The following is a 16,791-nucleotide window of genomic DNA, read 5'->3' as shown; positions in this document are numbered from 1 at the left end:
CCGGGGCATGATCGGGGTCATGGACGTCACCCTTCACCTCGCCCAGGACCCCGAGGCCGACGAGCTTCTCGGGCGCTCCCCGCTCGCCGCGCTCGTCGGGATGCTGCTGGACCAGCAGGTGCCGATGGAGTGGGCGTTCAAGGGGCCCCGGACGATCGCGGACCGGCTCGGCCTGGACGACCTCGACGCGCACGAGATCGCCGCGCAGGACCCGGACGCCTTCGCGGCCCTGCTCTCGGACAAGCCGGCGGTCCACCGCTACCCGGGGTCCATGGCCAAGCGGATCCAGCAGCTGTGCCAGTACCTCGTCGAGCACTACGACGGCAACGCCGAGCTGGTCTGGAAGGGCGTCGAGGACGGGCGGGAGCTGCTGCGGCGTCTGGAGGAGCTTCCCGGGTTCGGCAAGCAGAAGGCGCAGATCTTCCTGGCCCTGCTGGGCAAGCAACTGGGCGTACAGCCCAAGGGCTGGCGCCAGGCGGCGGGCGCGTACGGCGAGACCGGGTCCTTCCGCTCGGTCGCCGACATCACCGGCCCGGAGTCGCTGGTCAAGGTGCGGGCGCACAAGCAGGAGATGAAGGCGGCGGCGAAGGCCGCGAAGGCCGCCGGCACGTAAGCCGATCGGCCCAGCCCACCGTGCGGGGCGGCCCCGCGCGATCCAAGCATGGACCATGACCGAGCCACCGCACGGCTCCTCCTGGGGCCCGGAGTTCGACGACCGCAAGGTCCACGCCACCGGCACGCACCCCGGGCCGGCGCATGAACCCGAGCCACCCTTCGAGGGGCCCGTCCACGCCCTGTCCCGCGCGGCATGGCAGGTCGTGCTGGTCACCGGGGTCGCGTCGCTGATCCTCGGGATCCTCGTGCTGGTCTGGCCCGGCGCCTCGATCTTCGCCGCCGGTGTCCTCTTCGGCATCTACCTGCTGATCAGCGGCATCTTCCAGCTGGCCGCCGCCTTCGGCACACACAGGACGACCTCGCTGCGCGTCCTCGCCTTCATCAGCGGCGCGCTGTCGATCCTGCTGGGCCTGTTCTGCTTCCGCGGGCCCATGCAGTCGATCCTGCTGCTCGCCCTGTGGATCGGCATCGGCTGGCTCATCCGCGGCATCACCCAGACCCTGGCCGCCGCCTCCGACAAGTCGATGCCCGCCCGCGGCTGGCAGATCTTCCTCGGCGTCGTCACCTTCGTCGCCGGCGTCGTGCTCATCGACTCCCCCTTCGAGTCGGTCGCCGTGCTGACCCTCGTCGGCGGCTGGTGGCTGGTGGTGGTCGGCGTCGTCGAGATCGTCACCGCGATCCGTATGCGCGGCCGTGCCCAGCAGGTTCCGCAGACGCTCTGATGTACGACCCGTACGCCGTGCGAGGGGATCTGCCCCTCCTGACGATGAACACCCCGCGCCCGACGGGGAGATGATCTTTGTGAACCCCGCAGCACGAACCCTCCCGCGCGGCCGCGTCTGGCTACGGGCGTTCGTCCTGCTGCTCGCCCTCCTCGTCCCCGGCGCCCACAGCGGCACCCACGCCGCCACCCCCGTCGTCGCCGGTGAGGTCGCCGAGTACGACGTCCTGGACACCGCCCTGCGGCCACCGGCCCGCGCCGCCCACCGTCCCGTCGTCCCCCTGCGCCCCGCGCCCCGGCCCGCCCCGGCGCCCGGCGTCCCGGCGGGCCACCCCCTCCCGGCGCCACCGCGGCCGCCGTACGCCCTGCACACCCTGCGCTCGGTGGTCCTGCGCTGCTGACCGGCCCTCGCACCAGAGGTCAGTCAAGCAGCGACGCAAGGAGCACCACCATGCCCATCGACCCGTACGCCGTCCTGCGCGCCCTCGTGCGCGCCGAGGCCTCCCGCAATGCGCCCAAGCCGCAGCCCCGGGAGAGCAAACCGCCCGTGAAAGAAGTGAAGCGCGGTTGAGCCGGTGCGGAGGCGGGGCCTTCCGGGATCCTTCCGGGGCTACCGCCTCCGCCGTGCCGTACCGAAGACCGAGCGGGTGATCTCGCGGCCGATCTGGGTTCCCAGGGAGCGGGCGAGGGACTTGAACACCCCGCTGCCGACGACCTGTTCGACCATGGAGGGGTCCTCCTTGGCCTTGGACTCCTTGCGCCGGGGCTCCTTGGACTCGGTCCTCTTGGCAGGGGCCGTCATCTCGTCCGGCCCCTTCGCGCCCCGCGCCGCGTTCAGCTTCTCGAACGCCGACTCGCGATCCACAGCCTGTGCATAGCGCGCGTGCAACGGCGACGCCTGCACCGCCGCGTCGAGGGCGGCGGCCTCGACGGGGCCCATCAGGGACTCGGGGGCACGCAGCCGGGTCGCCGCCACAGGTGTCGGGGCACCCTTCTCACTGAGCACCGTGACCACGGCCTCCCCCGTCCCGAGCCCGGTGAGCAGCTCCTCAAGGTCGTACGCCGAGTTGGGGAAGGTCTTCACCGTGGCCTTCAGCGCCTTCTGGTCGTCCGGGGTGAAGGCCCTGAGCGCGTGCTGGACGCGGTTGCCGAGCTGGGCTAGGACATCGGCGGGTACGTCCTTCGGGGTCTGCGTCACGAAGAAGACACCGACCCCTTTCGAGCGAATCAGCCGGACGGTCTGCGTGATCGAGTCCAGGAACGCCTTCGAGGCGTCGTTGAAGAGCAGATGCGCCTCGTCGAAGAAGAAGACCAGCTTCGGCTTGTCGGCGTCCCCGACCTCGGGCAGATCGTGGAAGAGGTCGGCGAGGAGCCACATCAGGAACGTCGAGAACAGCTGCGGTTTGTCCTGTACGGCGGGCAGTTCGAGGACGGAGACCATGCCGCGCCCGTCGTCGGCCGTGCGCAGCAGCTCGTTCGTGTCGAACTCCGGCTCCCCGAAGAAGTCGGCCATCCCCTGCGCCTCGAACGCGGTGAGGGACCGCAGGATCACACCCGCCGTCGCGGTCGACAGCCCACCGATGCCCTTCAGCTCGCTCTTGCCCTCGTCCGAGGTCAGGAAGGTGACGACGGCCCTGAGGTCCTTGAGGTCGACCAGCTCAAGACCCTTGGTGTCGGCGTAGTGGAAGATCAGGCCGAGCGACTGCTCCTGGGTCTGGTTGAGCTGGAGCACCTTGGACAGCAGCAGCGGACCGAAGTCCGTGATCGTCGCCCGCACGGGAATGCCGTGCCCGAGGCCGCCGAGGGCGTAGAACTCGGCCGGGAATCCGGTCGCCGTCCACTCCTGGTGCACGTCCGCGGCGCGGGCCTGCACCTTGTCGTTCCGCGCGCCCGGTGCCGAAATCCCGGACACGTCGCCCTTGATGTCCGCGAGGAAGACCGGCACGCCCTGCGCGGAGAGCTGCTCGGCGATCAGCTGGAGCGTCTTGGTCTTGCCGGTGCCCGTCGCGCCCGCGACCAGCCCGTGCCGGTTCAGCATCGGCAGCGGGATCCTGACCTGCGCGTCCGGCAGACACGCCCCGTCCCACAGAAGGGCGCCGAGATCGAGGGCGGGTCCGGTGAAGGCGTACCCGGAGGCGATCTCCAGGGCCTCCTTCGGAAGAGCCGGCGCACTGCCCGGGGCCTCGGGAGCGGCGGCCTGCGGCATGGTCTCGCTGTCACTCATCTCAGGCACCTGTTCCGGTTTGCCCCCGTTTACGGCATCTTTTCCAGCATCACACTCCGTCGCCATGGCTGCGCCCGGAAGGTCTTGACCGGTAGGCTTTCCGTGTGATCTTCAAGCGCATCGGAAACGGCCGGCCATACCCCGACCATGGCCGGGAAAGCACCCGGCAGTGGGCGGACGTCGCACCGCGCCCGGTCCGCCTCGATCAGCTGGTGACGACCAAGGGCCAGCTCGACCTGGAAACCCTGCTCGCCGAGGACTCCACGTTCTACGGCGACCTCTTCGCGCACGTCGTGAAGTGGCAGGGCGACCTGTACCTCGAGGACGGCCTTCACCGCGCGGTACGGGCGGCGTTGCAGCAGCGCCAGGTGCTGCACGCACGTGTGCTTGAGCTGGACTGAGCGGCGAACTTGTAAAGGTTGGCCCTTTCGGGTTCTTCTGGCCCGGATCCAATGATCATTTAGTAGGCATCACCGCCCCGGCGCACTACGCTGCGCCCATGAGCATGCTGACTCCCCCAGGCATGGGCGGCAAATACCGGATCACGGGGGACAAGTACCCGCGCATGCGCCGTCCCCGGCGGCGCGGCCGGCTCGTGGTCGCCCTGGTCGCCTCGGTCACCGCGCTCGGTCTGGTCGGCTGGGGCACCCTGCAGCTCATCGACGTCTTCACCGGCGGCGGCGACAAGGCCTCGGCGGCCGGCCCCAAGGCGGACTGCGCGACCAAAGCGTCCCCGTCGGCCTCGGCCTCGTCCTCCTCCACGGCCTATCCCAAGCCTGCCCAGATCACCGTCAACGTCTTCAACGCCACGCCCCGCGCCGGGCTCGCCAAGAAGACCGCGGACGAACTGAAGAAGCGCGGCTTCAAGATCGGCGACGTGGGCAACGCGAGCGCGGAGTTCGACAAGAAGGTCAAGGGCACCGGGATACTGCTCGGCCCCACGTCCGCGGTGAGCACGTCGCTGCCGGTCCTGGGGACCCAGCTGACGGGCGCGGAGGCGCGCGCGGACAGCCGTAAGGGCACCGACGTCGACCTGATCATCGGGACCGGCTTCAAGTCCCTGACGGCGAAGACGGCGGCGGACAAGGCACTGGCCAAGCTGGGTGCACCCCAGCCGACGCCCACGTCTTCACAGAAGGCCTGCTGAAGAAACCTGAGGGGCGCGGAGAACTGCGCGACCAGCCCCAATCGGCTGTCAGTCGCGATGCATCCGCACCCCTACGGCGAAAAGGCGCCCTTACTCCGCGGCGCCGTAAAGACGATCGCCCGCGTCGCCCAGCCCCGGCACGATGTACCCGTGCTCGTTGAGGTGGTCGTCCACCGCGGCCGTCACCACGGTCACCGGCGTCCCCGCCAGCTCACGCTCCATGACCTCGACGCCCTCCGGCGCGGCCAGCAGCACCACGGCCGTCACATCGTCCGCACCGCGCTTGATCAGCTCCTGGATCGCCGCGACCAGCGTGCCACCCGTGGCGAGCATCGGATCGAGGACGTACACCTGACGCCCGGAGAGGTCCTCCGGCATGCGCGTGGCGTAGGTGGACGCCTGGAGCGTCTCCTCGTCGCGCACCATGCCCATGAAGCCCACCTCGGCGGTCGGCAGCAGCCGGACCATGCCGTCGAGCATGCCGAGGCCGGCCCGCAGGATCGGCACGACCAGGGGGCGCGGGTAGGAGAGCTTGACGCCGGTGGTGGTGGTGACCGGGGTCGTGATGTCGACCGCCTCGGTGCGCACGTCCCGCGTGGCCTCGTAGGCGAGCAGGGTGACCAGTTCGTCGGCCAGCCGGCGGAAGGTCGCGGAGTCGGTGCGCTGGTCGCGCAGGGTGGTGAGCTTGTGGGCGACCAGAGGGTGGTCGACGACGTGGAGACGCATGTCCACAACATTAACCGGGCCCGCTGTCCCCGGCGTCCCGCGCGCCATGCCTCGCTGAGGCAAACCCCACTTCACCCGTCCGCTGGCATCAAACCCCCCGTCGGAGGGAAAGTGGGAGGGACGCAACGGGGTGGTGAGCCTATGCCGAACCAGGAGTCACAACAGGAGACCGACGCCGAGCGCCGCAGGCGCCGCGCCCAGTTCCTGCGCGACCTCGCCGAGGCCCGTGAACTGCGCGACCGTGTCCAGCCCCGGCGCGCCAAGGCGGCCCGGCTGCGTCACGCGATGCGTATGCGCACCTTCCGCTGGTAGGCCAACTGGCAGGCCGATCCGCTCTCTTCGGGCTCCCGCGTACGTCCCGGCCGCCCGGGCCGCGTACGATCCCGCTGGTGGACGATCAAAACGGGCGGACACAGGGTGCCGAAGACGTCCCCTGAACGCTCCGTTTCTGCCACGATTCCGAGTGGGTGGGGCTCGGAGCCAATACCTCCCCGCCCATAGCCTCCGCCGGGGGGACCCCCAACCGGCACGCCTATGACCAGTGGGAGAGTCACGGTGTACTTCGCCGCACTGCTCGCGCGCACCGAAGACGGGTGGGAAGCGAGCGACACAGAGCTCCTCGACAATGTGGAGACGCTGTCGGATCTGGCCGATCTCGCCCGGGAAGCCGCGGCCGAGGACGACACGGTGCTCGTGCTGATCGAACAGGAGGACGCCTGGTTCGGCGTCGTCCGCATCGACGGCGAGGACGACCCTCGTATCTACGTCTCGGACGCCGCCGCCGCTGCCCGCAGCAGTTACGGCGAGATCCTGCTCACCGACGAACTGCTCGGAAGGGAGCCCGAGGACGACGAACCCGACCTGGACGCCCTCGATCTCGACGGCACCGAGGACGGTGAGGACGAGGACGGGGACGACGCCGAGAGCGCCGGCTCCGCCGAGGTCGTGCCGCACGGTCCGGTCGGCGACCCCGGCGTCCTCGACGACCTGGGTGTCAGCGAGAAGGAGCTGAAAACCCTGTCGACGGATGCACTCACCGAGATCGCCGAGTCCCTGGGTGCCTCGGAGGTCCTGGAGACCGTCCGCTGACCGGGGAGACCATCGAGGGCCCCCCGGACCCGGTACGCGACCGCTGGCGGGCCGCGATGCGGCTCGCCCTGGACGAGGCCGGGCGGGCGGGCCCGGATGTGCCGGTGGGGGCCGTCGTCCTGGCCCCGGACGGCACGACCGTGCTCGGTGCCGGGCACAACGAACGCGAGGCGGTCGGTGACCCGACCGCCCACGCGGAGGTCCTGGCGATCCGCCGGGCGGCCGCGGAACTCGGCGAGTGGCGGCTGACCGGCTGCACGCTGGTCGTCACCCTGGAACCCTGCACGATGTGCGCGGGCGCGCTGGTGCAGTCCCGTGTGGACCGCGTCGTCTACGGCGCCCGCGACGACAAGGCCGGCGCGGCCGGCTCCCTCTGGGACGTCGTCCGGGACCGACGGCTCAACCACCGTCCCGAGGTGATCGAGGGCGTACTCGCCACGGAATGCGCGCGGCTCCTCACGGCCTTCTTCCGGACCCGCTAATACCGATTTCAGAGCAGGCCCCACCGTGTTGTAAGGTCTCTCTCGGTAGCGTGTCCGAGCGGCCGAAGGAGCTCGCCTCGAAAGCGAGTGTGGCGCAAGTCACCGAGGGTTCAAATCCCTCCGCTACCGCTTCAGAAGGGCCCCGTCGTCAGACGGGGCCCTTCGTGCGTGCCGGGGGTCCGGGAAGCGGGAGGGGGACGGGGGAAGCGGCATCGGGGGGACTCGCCGCTTCCCCCGACGGGGTGCGGACCCTCAAGTGCGCGCCGCTTCAGGGGAAGCCGTGGCGCGTACCCCGCAGTGGGGTCCGTACCCGCCCGGGGATTCCTGCCAGATCCGCCGGGCTCACCATCCATCCTGTGGGCCGCCGGGGCTCCGTGGGCTCGGCGAAGGGCCCGGAACCGCAGGTCGTTGGTCCTTAAATGTGATGTGAGGAAGTTACACTCGCCGCCGGCACAGGAGTCCCAACAGGCACGACAGTCACGGGGGAGGCCGCGGTGGCGGTGAATTCTAAGAAGGCCGCTGTCTACATACTCGTGGTCTTCATTCTGTACGTGATCATCACGGACCCGGCCAAGGCCGCGGACTACGTCCAGATAGGGTTCGAGGGCATATCGGACGCCGCCAAGGCCATCGGTGACTTCTTCACCTGGCTCGCCGACGGGGCGCAGTAGCGGCTGATCGGAAGCTGGGAGCGCACATGATCCGCCACCTTGTCCTCTTCAAGCTCAACGAGGGCGTCGAGCGCGACGACCCGCGGGTCGTGAAGGGCGTCGAGGCCTTCCGTGCCCTCGACGGCAAGATCGAGGACATCCGCTTCTGGGAACTGGGCTGGAACCTCAGTGACCGGCCCATCGCCTACGACTTCGCCATCAACTCGGGGTTCGAGGACGCGGAGGCGCTGCGGCGGTACGTGGAGCACCCGGAGCACCAGGCGGGGGTGGCGCTCTGGAAGGAGTTCGCCACCTGGGTGATCGCGGACTACGCGTACTGAGCTCCCCTCACCTCGGATGGCCCCTCGCCGGAACGGCGGGGGGCTTTCGTGCGTCTTGTGCCCCAACTCTTCCCTCAACACGGCGTTATGCGGTGCTTGCACACAGTGCACATGTCTTGTGATGCTATGACCGCTTTTGACGGATGAGTTGACCGATGAAGACCGATGAAGAGGTGGCGTTGACCGTGTCGGCCAGTACTGCGCCGCCCCAGGACGAGGCGCCCGCCCAGACCCCGGCGCCCGCCGCCCCCCAGCGCAGCCGCGGCGCCGACACCCGGGCGCTCACCCAGGTGCTCTTCGCCCAGCTCAAAGAGGTCCAACCGGGCACGCCGGAGCACAACCGGGTCCGCGGGGCGCTCATCGAGGCCAACCTCCCGCTGGTGCGCTACGCGGCCGCCCGGTTCCGCTCCCGCAACGAGCCGATGGAGGACGTGATCCAGGTCGGCACGATCGGGCTCATCAACGCCATCGACCGCTTCGACCCGGACCGGGGCGTGCAGTTCCCCACCTTCGCGATGCCGACCGTCGTGGGCGAGATCAAGCGGTACTTCCGCGACAACGTGCGGACCGTCCACGTGCCCCGCCGGCTCCACGAGCTGTGGGTGCAGGTCAACGGCGCCACCGAGGACCTGACCACCGCCTTCGGTCGCACCCCCACCACCGCCGAGATCGCCGAGCGGCTGCGCATCGGCGAGGATGAGGTGCTGTCCTGCATCGAGGCCGGACGTTCGTACCACGCCACCTCGCTGGAGGCCGCGCAGGAGGGCGACGGACTGCCCGGACTCCTGGACCGGCTCGGCTACGAGGACCCGGCGCTGGACGGCGTGGAGCACCGCGACCTCGTACGGCATCTGCTGGTCCAACTGCCGGAGCGGGAGCAGCGAATCCTTCTCCTTCGCTACTACAGCAATCTCACCCAGTCCCAAATCAGCGCGGAACTCGGTGTCTCCCAGATGCATGTCTCGCGGCTACTCGCGCGTAGCTTCCAGCGGCTGCGATCCGCCAATCGGATCGATGCATAAGAGGCGCACGGGAGCGCGTTCCGGAACGTCGCAGTTCGCAAGCAGGATCGAGGCGTAACCGGCGCGAGCGAATCGCTCACCAGGGCCGTTCCCGACACTTCTGCGCCGAAAAACCGTCAGACCCCCTTTATCCAGGGCGGATTCACGTCTTACATGTCGACATGTCACTACAGCGTGTTGCCGACATGTGACATTCTTCCGGCAGAGCGTTTGCCGGGGCTTCGGCTCCGGTATTCAGGTGAAGGCTGGCGTTCCTCGATGGAGCGTTCGCCGCGACCGTCCCGCGACCCAAAGGGGGTGGCATGTCCGCAGACCAGGGCAGCTCGAAGGTGCTCACGCTCACCAAGAGCGAGGCTGCGCCCGCGCTCGACGACAACCCGGCTGTCGAGGTCGCCGTAGAGGCCCCGGCCCTGCCGGTGACCTCGGGGGCCCTCGACACCCGCACCCTGTCCCGCTCCCTCTTCCTGCGGCTCGCCGCCCTCGACGAGAACAGCCCCGAGCGCGTGTACGTCCGGGACACCCTCATCGAGCTCAACCTCCCACTGGTGCGCTACGCGGCGGCCCGCTTCCGCTCGCGCAACGAGCCGATGGAGGACATCGTCCAGGTCGGCACCATCGGCCTGATCAAGGCGATCGACCGCTTCGACTGCGAACGCGGCGTGGAGTTCCCGACGTTCGCGATGCCGACGGTCGTGGGCGAGATCAAGCGGTTCTTCCGCGACACGTCCTGGTCGGTGCGCGTCCCGCGCCGCCTCCAGGAGCTGCGGCTGGCCCTCACCAAGGCCAGCGACGAGCTCTCCCAGAAGCTGGACCGCTCCCCGACCGTCGCCGAACTCGCCGTGGTGCTGGGCGTGTCGGAGGAGGACGTCGTCGACGGCCTCGCGGTCGGCAACGCGTACACCGCCTCCTCGCTGGACTCCCCGGCCCCGGAGGACGACGGCGGCGAGGGCTCCCTGGCCGACCGGCTCGGCTACGAGGACACGGCACTCGAAGGCGTCGAGTACCGCGAGTCCCTCAAGCCCCTGCTCGCCAAGCTCCCGCCCCGCGAGCGCCAGATCATCATGCTGCGCTTCTTCGCCAACATGACCCAGTCGCAGATCGGCGAGGAGGTCGGCATCTCCCAGATGCACGTCTCCCGGCTGCTGACCCGGACGCTGGCGCAGCTGCGTGAGGGTCTGATCTCGGACTGACGGTCCAGGGCGGGCAGAAGTGCCGCACGGGACTTCCTTACTGACGGAGTGTCAGCCACACTGGCGCGATGCTTCGGGCGACGACATGGACACATGGCCGTCGGGGCGCCGCGATCGGCGCGTCGGCGGCCGTCGCCTGTCTGGGCGCGCTGCTGGGTGCCTGCGGCGGCGGGGGCGGTGACGACGGGTACGTCGCGGTCGGCGCGGCGGGTGGATCGCCCCGGGTGTCGGTGCGGCCGACGGGGAGTGTGCGGGTCGTACCGCTGGACGGGGCCGACTCTTCGGAGGAGGAGGGGAGTTCAGGCGCGAGGACCCCGGACCGGTCCTCGGCATCGAGCGCGCCGGGAACAAGCCCAGGCACCGGCGGAACGCCGAGCAGCCCCGCCCCTTCTTCGGCCGGCGGCGCCAAGTCCACTCGTACGCCCACGAGTTCACCGTCCACCGACGACAGCCCCACGGCGGCACCCGCCCCCGCCGTCCTGACCGTGAGCGATCCGGCGCGGGCGGCCACCGATCAGCGCTGGTGCGAGAAGGTGACCCTGGTCTTCCGCAACTCCGGGGGCAGCGCGGTGCGTTCGGGCACCGTGACCTTCGGGACGCACATCATCGGCGCGCTCGGGGTCGACTGGGGGACCGTCGAGTCGGCCGTGGCGCTTCCGGCGCCGATCGGGGCCGGGGCGCGCGAGGAGAGGACCTGGACGGTGTGCGTCGACGCGTGGAGGGTGCCGCTCGGGATGCACATCGAGACGCGGGACGTCGACGTGCGGTGGAAGTGAGCCGACGGTTGCCTACTTGAGCGCCAGCCAGGCCACTGCCGCGACGATCGCCACGGCGACGACGACGCCGATGATCAGGCCGATGCGGGGGCCGGCGGCGGCTGCCGTCTGCTGCGGGCCCTGCGGGGCCTCGTCGACGAACGCGCGGAACATCTGGGTGTTGCCGGCGGGGTCGTGGGTGCCCTGGGGGCCCTGGGTGTTAGCCATGCCTCGAGACACTAGCGAATCCGCGGGGGCTGCCCAAGTGCGGGGCCGCGCCGTGGGGGTGCGGATACGTCGCCGGGTGCGGCGCCCGTCGTGGCTGGTCGCGCAGTTCCCCGCGCCCCTGGGGTGGGTGCGGTCATCCGCGTTCGACCTTCACCTGCCTGTTTACTCTCGCAATACTTGCCTTTGCCAAGTTTTTATGGCGATCGCCCGCCTTTTTATTTGCCTGTAGCAACCAACACTTCCTATGGTTGCCCCAAGCAACGAATACGGGAGGTGTGATGGCCGGGCAGGCGCAGTACGAGGAGCTGATGCGTCAGTTCAGTGCCTTCGGTGCCGTGAAGAGGGAGATGGGGCGGATCCTGCCGTCCGACTGCCCCGCCGGTTCCGCCGCCGTGCTGACGCTGCTCGCCCGTCATGGGGACATGCGCATGAGCAAGCTCTCGGAGCTGCTCGCCGTCGACATGTCGGTGACCAGCCGGCACGCGGCGCATCTCGCCGAGCGGGGCTGGATCGACCGGTCCCCCGACCCGGCGGACAAGCGCTCCCGCATCCTGCACCTCACCCCCGCGGGTCTGGCCCAGCTCGAAAGGCTGTCGCGACGGACCTGCGAGCTGCTCGCCGAGCGGCTCGGTGACTGGAGCGACGAAGAGGTGGCCCAGCTGACCGGCCTCATGGCCCGGCTCAGGGCCAGTTTCGACGACTGCCGTGCCGCCGCCCCTCGCGTATGCGAAGAGACCACCCGTACACCCGCGACCACATAAGCAAAGGAAGCCCATGGCAACGACCACACCAGCCGGTGTGCGGGCTCACGCCAAGCACGGGGGAGGCACCGCGCACTCCGAGCACGCCCCCATGACACACCGGCAGATCATGGAGGCCCTCTCGGGCCTGCTGCTCGGGATGTTCGTGGCGATCCTGTCGTCCACGATCGTCTCGAACGCCCTCCCGGAGATCATCGGCGACCTCGGCGGCGGCCAGTCCGCCTACACCTGGGTCGTCACCGCCGCCCTGCTGTCGATGACGGCCTCCACCCCCCTGTGGGGCAAGCTCGCCGACCTCTACAGCAAGAAGGCGCTCGTCCAGATAGCGCTCGTCATCTATGTGCTGGGTTCGGCCGCCGCGGGCCTCTCCCAGAACGCCGGCATGCTGATCACCTTCCGGGTGGTCCAGGGCATCGGCGTCGGCGGTCTGTCCGCCCTCGCGCAGATCGTGATGGCCGCGATGATCTCCCCGCGCGAGCGCGGCCGCTACTCCGGCTACCTCGGCGCGACCTTCGCCGTCGCCACCGTCGGCGGCCCGCTGCTCGGCGGTGTCATCACCGACACCAGCTGGCTGGGCTGGCGCTGGTGCTTCTACGTCGGTGTGCCCTTCGCCGTCATCGCGCTGATCGTGCTCCAGAAGACCCTGCACCTGCCGGTCGTGAAGCGGGACGTGAAGGTCGACTGGGCCGGCGCGTTCTTCGTCGCCGCCGCGGTCTCGCTGCTGCTGGTCTGGGTCACCTTCGCCGGTGACAAGTACGAGTGGCTGTCCTGGCAGACGTACGCCATGGTCGGCGGCTCCATCGCCCTCGCCCTGATCTTCGTGCTCGTCGAGTCGAAGGCCAGCGAGCCGCTCATCCCGCTGCGGCTGTTCCGCAACCGGACCATCACCCTGTCGTCGATCGCCTCGATGTTCGTGGGCACCGCGATGTTCTCCGGCACGGTCTTCTTCGCCCAGTACTTCCAGCTGGCCCGCGACAAGTCCCCGACCATGTCCGGCGTGCTGACCATCCCGATGATCGCCGGTCTGTTCGTCTCCTCCACGGTCTCGGGGCAGTTCATCACCCGTACCGGGCGCTGGAAGGCCTGGCTGGTCAGCGGTGGCGTGCTCATCACGGCGGGCCTCGGTCTGCTGGGCACCATCCGCTACGACACGGACTACTGGAAGACCGCGATCTTCATGGCCCTGCTGGGTCTCGGCATCGGCATGATGATGCAGAACCTGGTGCTGTGCACGCAGAACCAGGTCGAGCCCTCCGACCTCGGCTCCGCCAGCTCCACGGTCACCTTCTTCCGGTCCCTCGGCGGTGCGATGGGTGTCTCGGTGCTCGGTGCCGTGATGGCCAACAAGATCACCGACTACGCCACGGACGGCATCGCCGCCCTCGGCCCCAAGTACGCCTCCCTCGCGGGCGGTTCGAGCTCGTCCAGCGAGATCCCCGACATGGACAAGCTGCCCGCGCCGCTGCGCACGGTCATGGAGAGCGCGTACGGCCACGGCATCGCGGACGTGTTCCTGATCGCGGCGGCCCTGGCGGCGGTCGCCTTCCTGATCACGCTGTTCATCAAGGAGGTCCCGCTGCGGACAAAGGGCGCGCTGGCACAGGAGGCCGCGCCTGCCGAGGAGACCGTGGCCGAGGCTCCGGCCGCCGCCGAGGAGCGTGTCCCGAGCTGGGCCACCACCTCCCAGACGCAGCCCGCCGCCGACGGCACGCAGAAGCCGGCCGCCGTGGCGACCGTGGAAGCTCCCGCGGCCTCCTCCGGCGGCGGAATCCCGGTCCGCGGCTACGTCCGCGGCGCCGAGAGCGCGCCCGTCCCGCAGGCCGCGGTCACGCTGATCTCCCTCGCCGGACGGCAGCTCGGCCGGTCGGTGACGCAGGCGGACGGTTCCTACGGTGTGGACGCGCCGGGCGTGGGCTCGTACGTCCTGATCGCCTCCGCCGACGGCTTCCAGCCGCAGGCGTCCACGGTCGTCGTCAACGGTGAGCCGGTGGCGTACGACATCCTGCTCAGCGGCACGAGCGGACTGAGCGGTGTGGTGCGGGCCGCGGACAGCGCGCTGCCCGTCAAGGACGCCATGGTCATCGTGACCGACGTCCGCGGTGATCTGCTGGCCACCGGGACCACCGGTGAGCAGGGCGAGTTCGGCTTCGCCGAGCTGGTGCCGGGTGCGGTGACCGTCGCGGTGAACGCCGCCGGGTACCGGCCGCGCGCCCTGCCCGTCGAGGTCGGCGGCACGGGCGTCACCCGGATCGAGGTCGAGCTGGAGTCCGGAGCCCAGGTCCAGGGCGTCGTACGGGCTCCGCACGGACCGCTGGCCGACGCGCGGGTCACGCTCGTCGACGCGGCCGGCAATGTCGTAGGGACCGCGACGACCGGGTCGGACGGGGCGTACGCCTTCACCGACCTGGACGGCGGCGACTACACGGTCATCGCCACGGGCTACCCGCCGGTGGCGACGGCCCTCACGGTGGGCGGTCGCGGAACCGACGGCCATGACATCGAGCTCGCCCACCCCGGCGAGTAGCAGGGCCCAGGTGAGCGGGGTCCGGTGCGCGGCAGATGTGCGTCCGGACCCCGCTCCGCCAAGGCCGGGACGGCCCGGCATCTGAACCCCGGCCCGTGGCGGGTGGGCGCGCGCTCTGAGCGGAGGTGCGTGCCCCGCCGCGGGCCGGTCGCATTCTCGAAGGAGTACGTGAGATGGGACTGACCGCGAGGATCCGTACGCGGGACGGATGGGCCGTGTCGCACGCGGTCGTCACGCTGACCGACATGACGGGCTCGCAGGTGCTGCGGGTCGAGGCCGACATCGAGGGCGCGGTACGGGACGTCAACCCGCTGCCGCCCGGGGCGTACACCGTCATCGTCACCGCCGTCGGATACGCGCCCGCCGCCGCCAGTGCGATCGTCACCGCGAGCGGCCGCGCCGAGGTCGGCACGGTGACGCTGGCCCGGCAGGGCGGGACCGAGCTGCCGCCGCCGGGGCCGTGGACCGTGGACCCGGCGCACTCCACGGTGGGTGCGGTGGCCCAGCATCTGGGGATCTCCAGCGTGCACGGGCGGTTCACGGACTTCGCCGCCTCGATCGAGGTCGCGCCGGACGACGTCACCAAGTCCCGGGTGGAGGCGGTGATCCGGGCCGACTCCATCGACACGGGGAACGCGATGCGGGACGGGCACCTGAAGTCGGCGGACTTCTTGGACGTGGAGCGGTTTCCCGAGATCACCTACCGGTCCTCGGGGTTGACCGTGGCGGGGTCGGATCGCTGGACCGTGCACGGGGAGCTGTCACTGCACGGGGTCGTACGAACCGTCGACCTCGACCTCGCCTATCTGGGGACGGGCGCCGATCCATGGGGCGGGACGCGGGCGGCCTTCCGGGCCACGGCTCAGCTGCGGCGGGAGGACTTCGCCATGAACTACAACCAGGTCGTGCAGGCGGGGATCGCCGCGATCGGTACGACGCTGAAGGTGGAGCTGGACATCCAGGCGGTGCAAGGGGACTCACTGCCTCCGCAGGCCTAGGCTGAGGGCATGGCACCCAACATCGCGACGAACACCACTGTCTCCCTCGACGACTTGCTGGACTTCGTACGGCCCCGGCACCGGGCCCTGCTGCTGACCCGCCGGGCCGACGGGAGCCCGCAGGCGTCACCGCTGACCTGCGGGGTCGACGACTCGGGGCGGATCGTGATGTCCACGTATCCGGAGCGGGCGAAGACGCGGAACGCGAAGCGGGACGAGCGGGTCAGTGTCGTCGTGCTGAGCGACGACTGGAACGGGCCGTGGGTGCAGGTCGATGGCACCGCGGAGGTCATCGACTCGCCCGCGTCCGTCGAGCCGCTGGTGGAGTACTTCCGGAACATCTCGGGGGAGCATCCGGACTGGGACGAGTACCGGGAGGCGATGGTGAAGCAGGGGAAGTCGATCATTCGGGTCACGCCGGTGAAGTGGGGGCCTGTCGCCACCGGCGGGTTCCCGGCGCGGTTGGCTTCGCCGGGCGCCTGAGAGCTCGGGGGGTTCGGTGAGTGTGCGAGTGCCGGTTGTTCGTGGTTTCTCGCGCAGTTCCCCGCGCCCCTAGGTGGGTTCAGTCACCCTCTCTTTTGACCATCGCTTCGATCCCGGCCACCAAGAGGTCCAGGGCGAAGTCGAAGTCCCGTTCCCACATTTCCTCGACCGTGTCGCCGCCGCGGGCCGCCATGATGTCCTCGGACTGTTTGACGATCTCGGCGGCCCCCGGGGCCTGGGTCACTGTGCTCATGGCGTGCCGGAAGTACTCGTCCGGGGTCATGCCGACGTCGGTGGAGCGGGCGATGATGTGGCCCTCGATCGTGCCGAAGCCGTACACGAACTGGAAGACGGCGGAGATGGCGGCGGCCAGGCCGTGGGCCGGCAGGCCGGTGCGGCGGATGACGTGGTGGATGACCTGGGCGAACGCCAGGTAGTTGGGGCCGATGTTGAGGAAGGTCCCGCTCAGCGGGGAGACCCAGGGGTGGCGGACCAGGAGGGTGCGATAGCCGCGGGCGAGCTGGCGCAGTTGGTCGCGCCAGTCCTCGTCGGCCTCCAGGTCGGGCAGGGTCAGTTCGCCGCAGACCGCGTCGAGGGCGAGTTCGAGAAGGTCGTCCTTGGTGTCGACGTACCAATAGACGGACATCGCGGTGACGTTGAGCTCGCTCGCGAGCCGCCGCATGGAGAACTTGGCGAGCCCTTCGGCGTCCAGGAGCCGGACGGTGACGTCGGTGATCCGCTCACGGTCGAGCCCGGAGGGCTGACCGCCACGCCGCGACTTGCCGCCCTCCAGCCACACGCTGGTCCGCGGGCCCGCTTTCACCATGGCGCACCT

21 protein-coding genes and 1 tRNA gene are annotated in these 16,791 nt (G+C 69.9%); 18 read left to right on the top strand and 4 right to left on the bottom strand.

Translation table 11 applies throughout. The features are described 5' to 3' along the window. The first annotated feature begins 19 nt into the window (after positions 1-19). The 3 genes from ACFY0U_RS12325 to ACFY0U_RS12315 all read left to right on the top strand — a co-directional run bounded on the left by ACFY0U_RS12325 (position 20) and on the right by ACFY0U_RS12315 (position 1,737). Complete coding sequence (locus ACFY0U_RS12325; RefSeq protein WP_388634049.1) at positions 20-613, top strand: HhH-GPD-type base excision DNA repair protein; 594 nt, start codon at positions 20-22, stop codon at positions 611-613. 55 nt (positions 614-668) lie between these two features. Further along, the gene (locus ACFY0U_RS12320) at positions 669-1,337 is read left to right on the top strand and encodes an HdeD family acid-resistance protein (protein ID WP_388634047.1); all 669 of its coding nucleotides are present in this window, start codon (positions 669-671) and stop codon (positions 1,335-1,337) included. Positions 1,338-1,416: 79 nt separating this feature from the next. Beyond that, a complete protein-coding gene (locus ACFY0U_RS12315) occupies positions 1,417-1,737 on the top strand; it encodes a hypothetical protein (protein ID WP_388634045.1) in 321 nt (106 codons plus the stop codon). A gap of 209 nt (positions 1,738-1,946) precedes the next feature. On the opposite strand, the gene ACFY0U_RS12310 is transcribed toward ACFY0U_RS12315, so the two are convergent. Beyond that, a complete protein-coding gene (locus ACFY0U_RS12310; RefSeq protein WP_388634042.1) occupies positions 1,947-3,560 on the bottom strand; it encodes a helicase HerA-like domain-containing protein in 1,614 nt (537 codons plus the stop codon). A 104-nt stretch (positions 3,561-3,664) separates the two neighbouring features. On the opposite strand from ACFY0U_RS12310, the gene ACFY0U_RS12305 reads away from it, so the two are divergent. Both ACFY0U_RS12305 and ACFY0U_RS12300 read left to right on the top strand, forming a co-directional pair. Then, positions 3,665-3,961: a type II toxin-antitoxin system VapB family antitoxin gene (locus tag ACFY0U_RS12305; protein ID WP_003999914.1), complete on the top strand. Its 297-nt coding sequence runs from the start codon at positions 3,665-3,667 to the stop codon at positions 3,959-3,961. Between the two features lie 98 nt (positions 3,962-4,059). After that, complete coding sequence (locus ACFY0U_RS12300) at positions 4,060-4,707, top strand: LytR C-terminal domain-containing protein (RefSeq protein WP_388634039.1); 648 nt, start codon at positions 4,060-4,062, stop codon at positions 4,705-4,707. 90 nt (positions 4,708-4,797) lie between these two features. Here the strand turns inward: ACFY0U_RS12300 and upp are convergent, their stop codons facing one another. Further along, positions 4,798-5,433, bottom strand: a complete 636-nt coding sequence (gene upp, locus ACFY0U_RS12295) for a uracil phosphoribosyltransferase (protein WP_171141789.1) — start codon at positions 5,431-5,433, stop codon at positions 4,798-4,800. Positions 5,434-5,574: 141 nt separating this feature from the next. On the opposite strand from upp, the gene ACFY0U_RS12290 reads away from it, so the two are divergent. From ACFY0U_RS12290 to ACFY0U_RS12250, 9 genes are all read left to right on the top strand, one after another. After that, positions 5,575-5,745 carry a hypothetical protein gene (locus tag ACFY0U_RS12290; protein WP_266890337.1) on the top strand — a complete coding sequence of 57 codons (171 nt, stop codon included), beginning with the start codon at positions 5,575-5,577 and terminating at the stop codon, positions 5,743-5,745. Positions 5,746-5,988: 243 nt separating this feature from the next. Next, entirely contained in the window at positions 5,989-6,522 is a 534-nt protein-coding gene (locus ACFY0U_RS12285; RefSeq protein WP_388634333.1) for a hypothetical protein, read from the top strand. Positions 6,523-6,578: 56 nt separating this feature from the next. Next, positions 6,579-7,004, top strand: a complete 426-nt coding sequence (gene tadA / locus ACFY0U_RS12280) for a tRNA adenosine(34) deaminase TadA (RefSeq protein ID WP_388634035.1) — start codon at positions 6,579-6,581, stop codon at positions 7,002-7,004. Between the two features lie 44 nt (positions 7,005-7,048). Beyond that, a tRNA-Ser gene (locus tag ACFY0U_RS12275) sits at positions 7,049-7,133 on the top strand. Between the two features lie 365 nt (positions 7,134-7,498). After that, positions 7,499-7,675 carry a hypothetical protein gene (locus tag ACFY0U_RS12270; protein ID WP_266825018.1) on the top strand — a complete coding sequence of 59 codons (177 nt, stop codon included), beginning with the start codon at positions 7,499-7,501 and terminating at the stop codon, positions 7,673-7,675. A 26-nt stretch (positions 7,676-7,701) separates the two neighbouring features. Beyond that, positions 7,702-7,995, top strand: a complete 294-nt coding sequence (locus tag ACFY0U_RS12265) for a Dabb family protein (RefSeq protein WP_388634031.1) — start codon at positions 7,702-7,704, stop codon at positions 7,993-7,995. 155 nt (positions 7,996-8,150) lie between these two features. Further along, positions 8,151-9,017 carry an RNA polymerase sigma factor SigF gene (locus ACFY0U_RS12260; RefSeq protein ID WP_388634028.1) on the top strand — a complete coding sequence of 289 codons (867 nt, stop codon included), beginning with the start codon at positions 8,151-8,153 and terminating at the stop codon, positions 9,015-9,017. A 302-nt stretch (positions 9,018-9,319) separates the two neighbouring features. Continuing rightward, a complete protein-coding gene (locus ACFY0U_RS12255; protein WP_388634025.1) occupies positions 9,320-10,207 on the top strand; it encodes an RNA polymerase sigma factor SigF in 888 nt (295 codons plus the stop codon). Between the two features lie 68 nt (positions 10,208-10,275). Continuing rightward, positions 10,276-10,983, top strand: a complete 708-nt coding sequence (locus ACFY0U_RS12250) for a hypothetical protein (RefSeq protein WP_388634022.1) — start codon at positions 10,276-10,278, stop codon at positions 10,981-10,983. Between the two features lie 12 nt (positions 10,984-10,995). On the opposite strand, the gene ACFY0U_RS12245 is transcribed toward ACFY0U_RS12250, so the two are convergent. Continuing rightward, on the bottom strand, positions 10,996-11,190 hold the full coding sequence (locus tag ACFY0U_RS12245) for a hypothetical protein (protein WP_388634019.1): 195 nt from the start codon (positions 11,188-11,190) through the stop codon (positions 10,996-10,998). 278 nt (positions 11,191-11,468) lie between these two features. Here ACFY0U_RS12245 and ACFY0U_RS12240 point away from each other — a divergent pair, with 278 nt between their 5' ends. The 4 genes from ACFY0U_RS12240 to ACFY0U_RS12225 all read left to right on the top strand — a co-directional run bounded on the left by ACFY0U_RS12240 (position 11,469) and on the right by ACFY0U_RS12225 (position 15,956). Beyond that, a complete protein-coding gene (locus tag ACFY0U_RS12240; protein WP_388634016.1) occupies positions 11,469-11,951 on the top strand; it encodes a MarR family winged helix-turn-helix transcriptional regulator in 483 nt (160 codons plus the stop codon). A gap of 13 nt (positions 11,952-11,964) precedes the next feature. Then, a complete protein-coding gene (locus ACFY0U_RS12235) occupies positions 11,965-14,475 on the top strand; it encodes an MFS transporter (RefSeq protein WP_388634013.1) in 2,511 nt (836 codons plus the stop codon). Between the two features lie 173 nt (positions 14,476-14,648). Beyond that, positions 14,649-15,473, top strand: coding sequence for a YceI family protein (locus tag ACFY0U_RS12230; protein ID WP_388634010.1), 825 nt, complete (start codon positions 14,649-14,651; stop codon positions 15,471-15,473). A 9-nt stretch (positions 15,474-15,482) separates the two neighbouring features. After that, the gene (locus ACFY0U_RS12225; protein ID WP_388634008.1) at positions 15,483-15,956 is read left to right on the top strand and encodes a PPOX class F420-dependent oxidoreductase; all 474 of its coding nucleotides are present in this window, start codon (positions 15,483-15,485) and stop codon (positions 15,954-15,956) included. Positions 15,957-16,035: 79 nt separating this feature from the next. On the opposite strand, the gene ACFY0U_RS12220 is transcribed toward ACFY0U_RS12225, so the two are convergent. Next, a complete protein-coding gene (locus ACFY0U_RS12220; RefSeq protein WP_388634005.1) occupies positions 16,036-16,782 on the bottom strand; it encodes a TetR/AcrR family transcriptional regulator in 747 nt (248 codons plus the stop codon). Positions 16,783-16,791 lie beyond the last annotated feature (9 nt).

Origin of the sequence: Streptomyces sp. NPDC001536 (genome assembly GCF_042894505.1) — a bacterium.
Lineage (GTDB): Bacteria > Actinomycetota > Actinomycetes > Streptomycetales > Streptomycetaceae > Streptomyces.
The sequence above is the reverse complement of the archived record's forward strand: the minus strand, read 5'-3'. Positions and strand labels throughout refer to the sequence as shown.

Excerpts from the sequence above, each read along its gene's own strand:
- ACFY0U_RS12325 (WP_388634049.1), top strand. The coding sequence starts at position 20 with ATGGACGTCACCCTTCACCTCGCCCAGGACCCCGAGGCCGACGAGCTT.
- ACFY0U_RS12320 (WP_388634047.1), top strand. The coding sequence starts at position 669 with ATGACCGAGCCACCGCACGGCTCCTCCTGGGGCCCGGAGTTCGACGAC.
- ACFY0U_RS12310 (WP_388634042.1), bottom strand. The coding sequence starts at position 3,560 with ATGAGTGACAGCGAGACCATGCCGCAGGCCGCCGCTCCCGAGGCCCCG.
- ACFY0U_RS12300 (WP_388634039.1), top strand. The coding sequence starts at position 4,060 with ATGAGCATGCTGACTCCCCCAGGCATGGGCGGCAAATACCGGATCACG.
- upp (WP_171141789.1), bottom strand. The coding sequence starts at position 5,433 with ATGCGTCTCCACGTCGTCGACCACCCTCTGGTCGCCCACAAGCTCACC.
- ACFY0U_RS12290 (WP_266890337.1), top strand. The coding sequence starts at position 5,575 with ATGCCGAACCAGGAGTCACAACAGGAGACCGACGCCGAGCGCCGCAGG.
- tadA (WP_388634035.1), top strand. The coding sequence starts at position 6,579 with ATGCGGCTCGCCCTGGACGAGGCCGGGCGGGCGGGCCCGGATGTGCCG.
- ACFY0U_RS12265 (WP_388634031.1), top strand. The coding sequence starts at position 7,702 with ATGATCCGCCACCTTGTCCTCTTCAAGCTCAACGAGGGCGTCGAGCGC.
- ACFY0U_RS12260 (WP_388634028.1), top strand. The coding sequence starts at position 8,151 with ATGAAGACCGATGAAGAGGTGGCGTTGACCGTGTCGGCCAGTACTGCG.
- ACFY0U_RS12255 (WP_388634025.1), top strand. The coding sequence starts at position 9,320 with ATGTCCGCAGACCAGGGCAGCTCGAAGGTGCTCACGCTCACCAAGAGC.
- ACFY0U_RS12250 (WP_388634022.1), top strand. The coding sequence starts at position 10,276 with ATGCTTCGGGCGACGACATGGACACATGGCCGTCGGGGCGCCGCGATC.
- ACFY0U_RS12245 (WP_388634019.1), bottom strand. The coding sequence starts at position 11,190 with ATGGCTAACACCCAGGGCCCCCAGGGCACCCACGACCCCGCCGGCAAC.
- ACFY0U_RS12240 (WP_388634016.1), top strand. The coding sequence starts at position 11,469 with ATGGCCGGGCAGGCGCAGTACGAGGAGCTGATGCGTCAGTTCAGTGCC.
- ACFY0U_RS12235 (WP_388634013.1), top strand. The coding sequence starts at position 11,965 with ATGGCAACGACCACACCAGCCGGTGTGCGGGCTCACGCCAAGCACGGG.
- ACFY0U_RS12230 (WP_388634010.1), top strand. The coding sequence starts at position 14,649 with ATGGGACTGACCGCGAGGATCCGTACGCGGGACGGATGGGCCGTGTCG.
- ACFY0U_RS12225 (WP_388634008.1), top strand. The coding sequence starts at position 15,483 with ATGGCACCCAACATCGCGACGAACACCACTGTCTCCCTCGACGACTTG.
- ACFY0U_RS12220 (WP_388634005.1), bottom strand. The coding sequence starts at position 16,782 with ATGGTGAAAGCGGGCCCGCGGACCAGCGTGTGGCTGGAGGGCGGCAAG.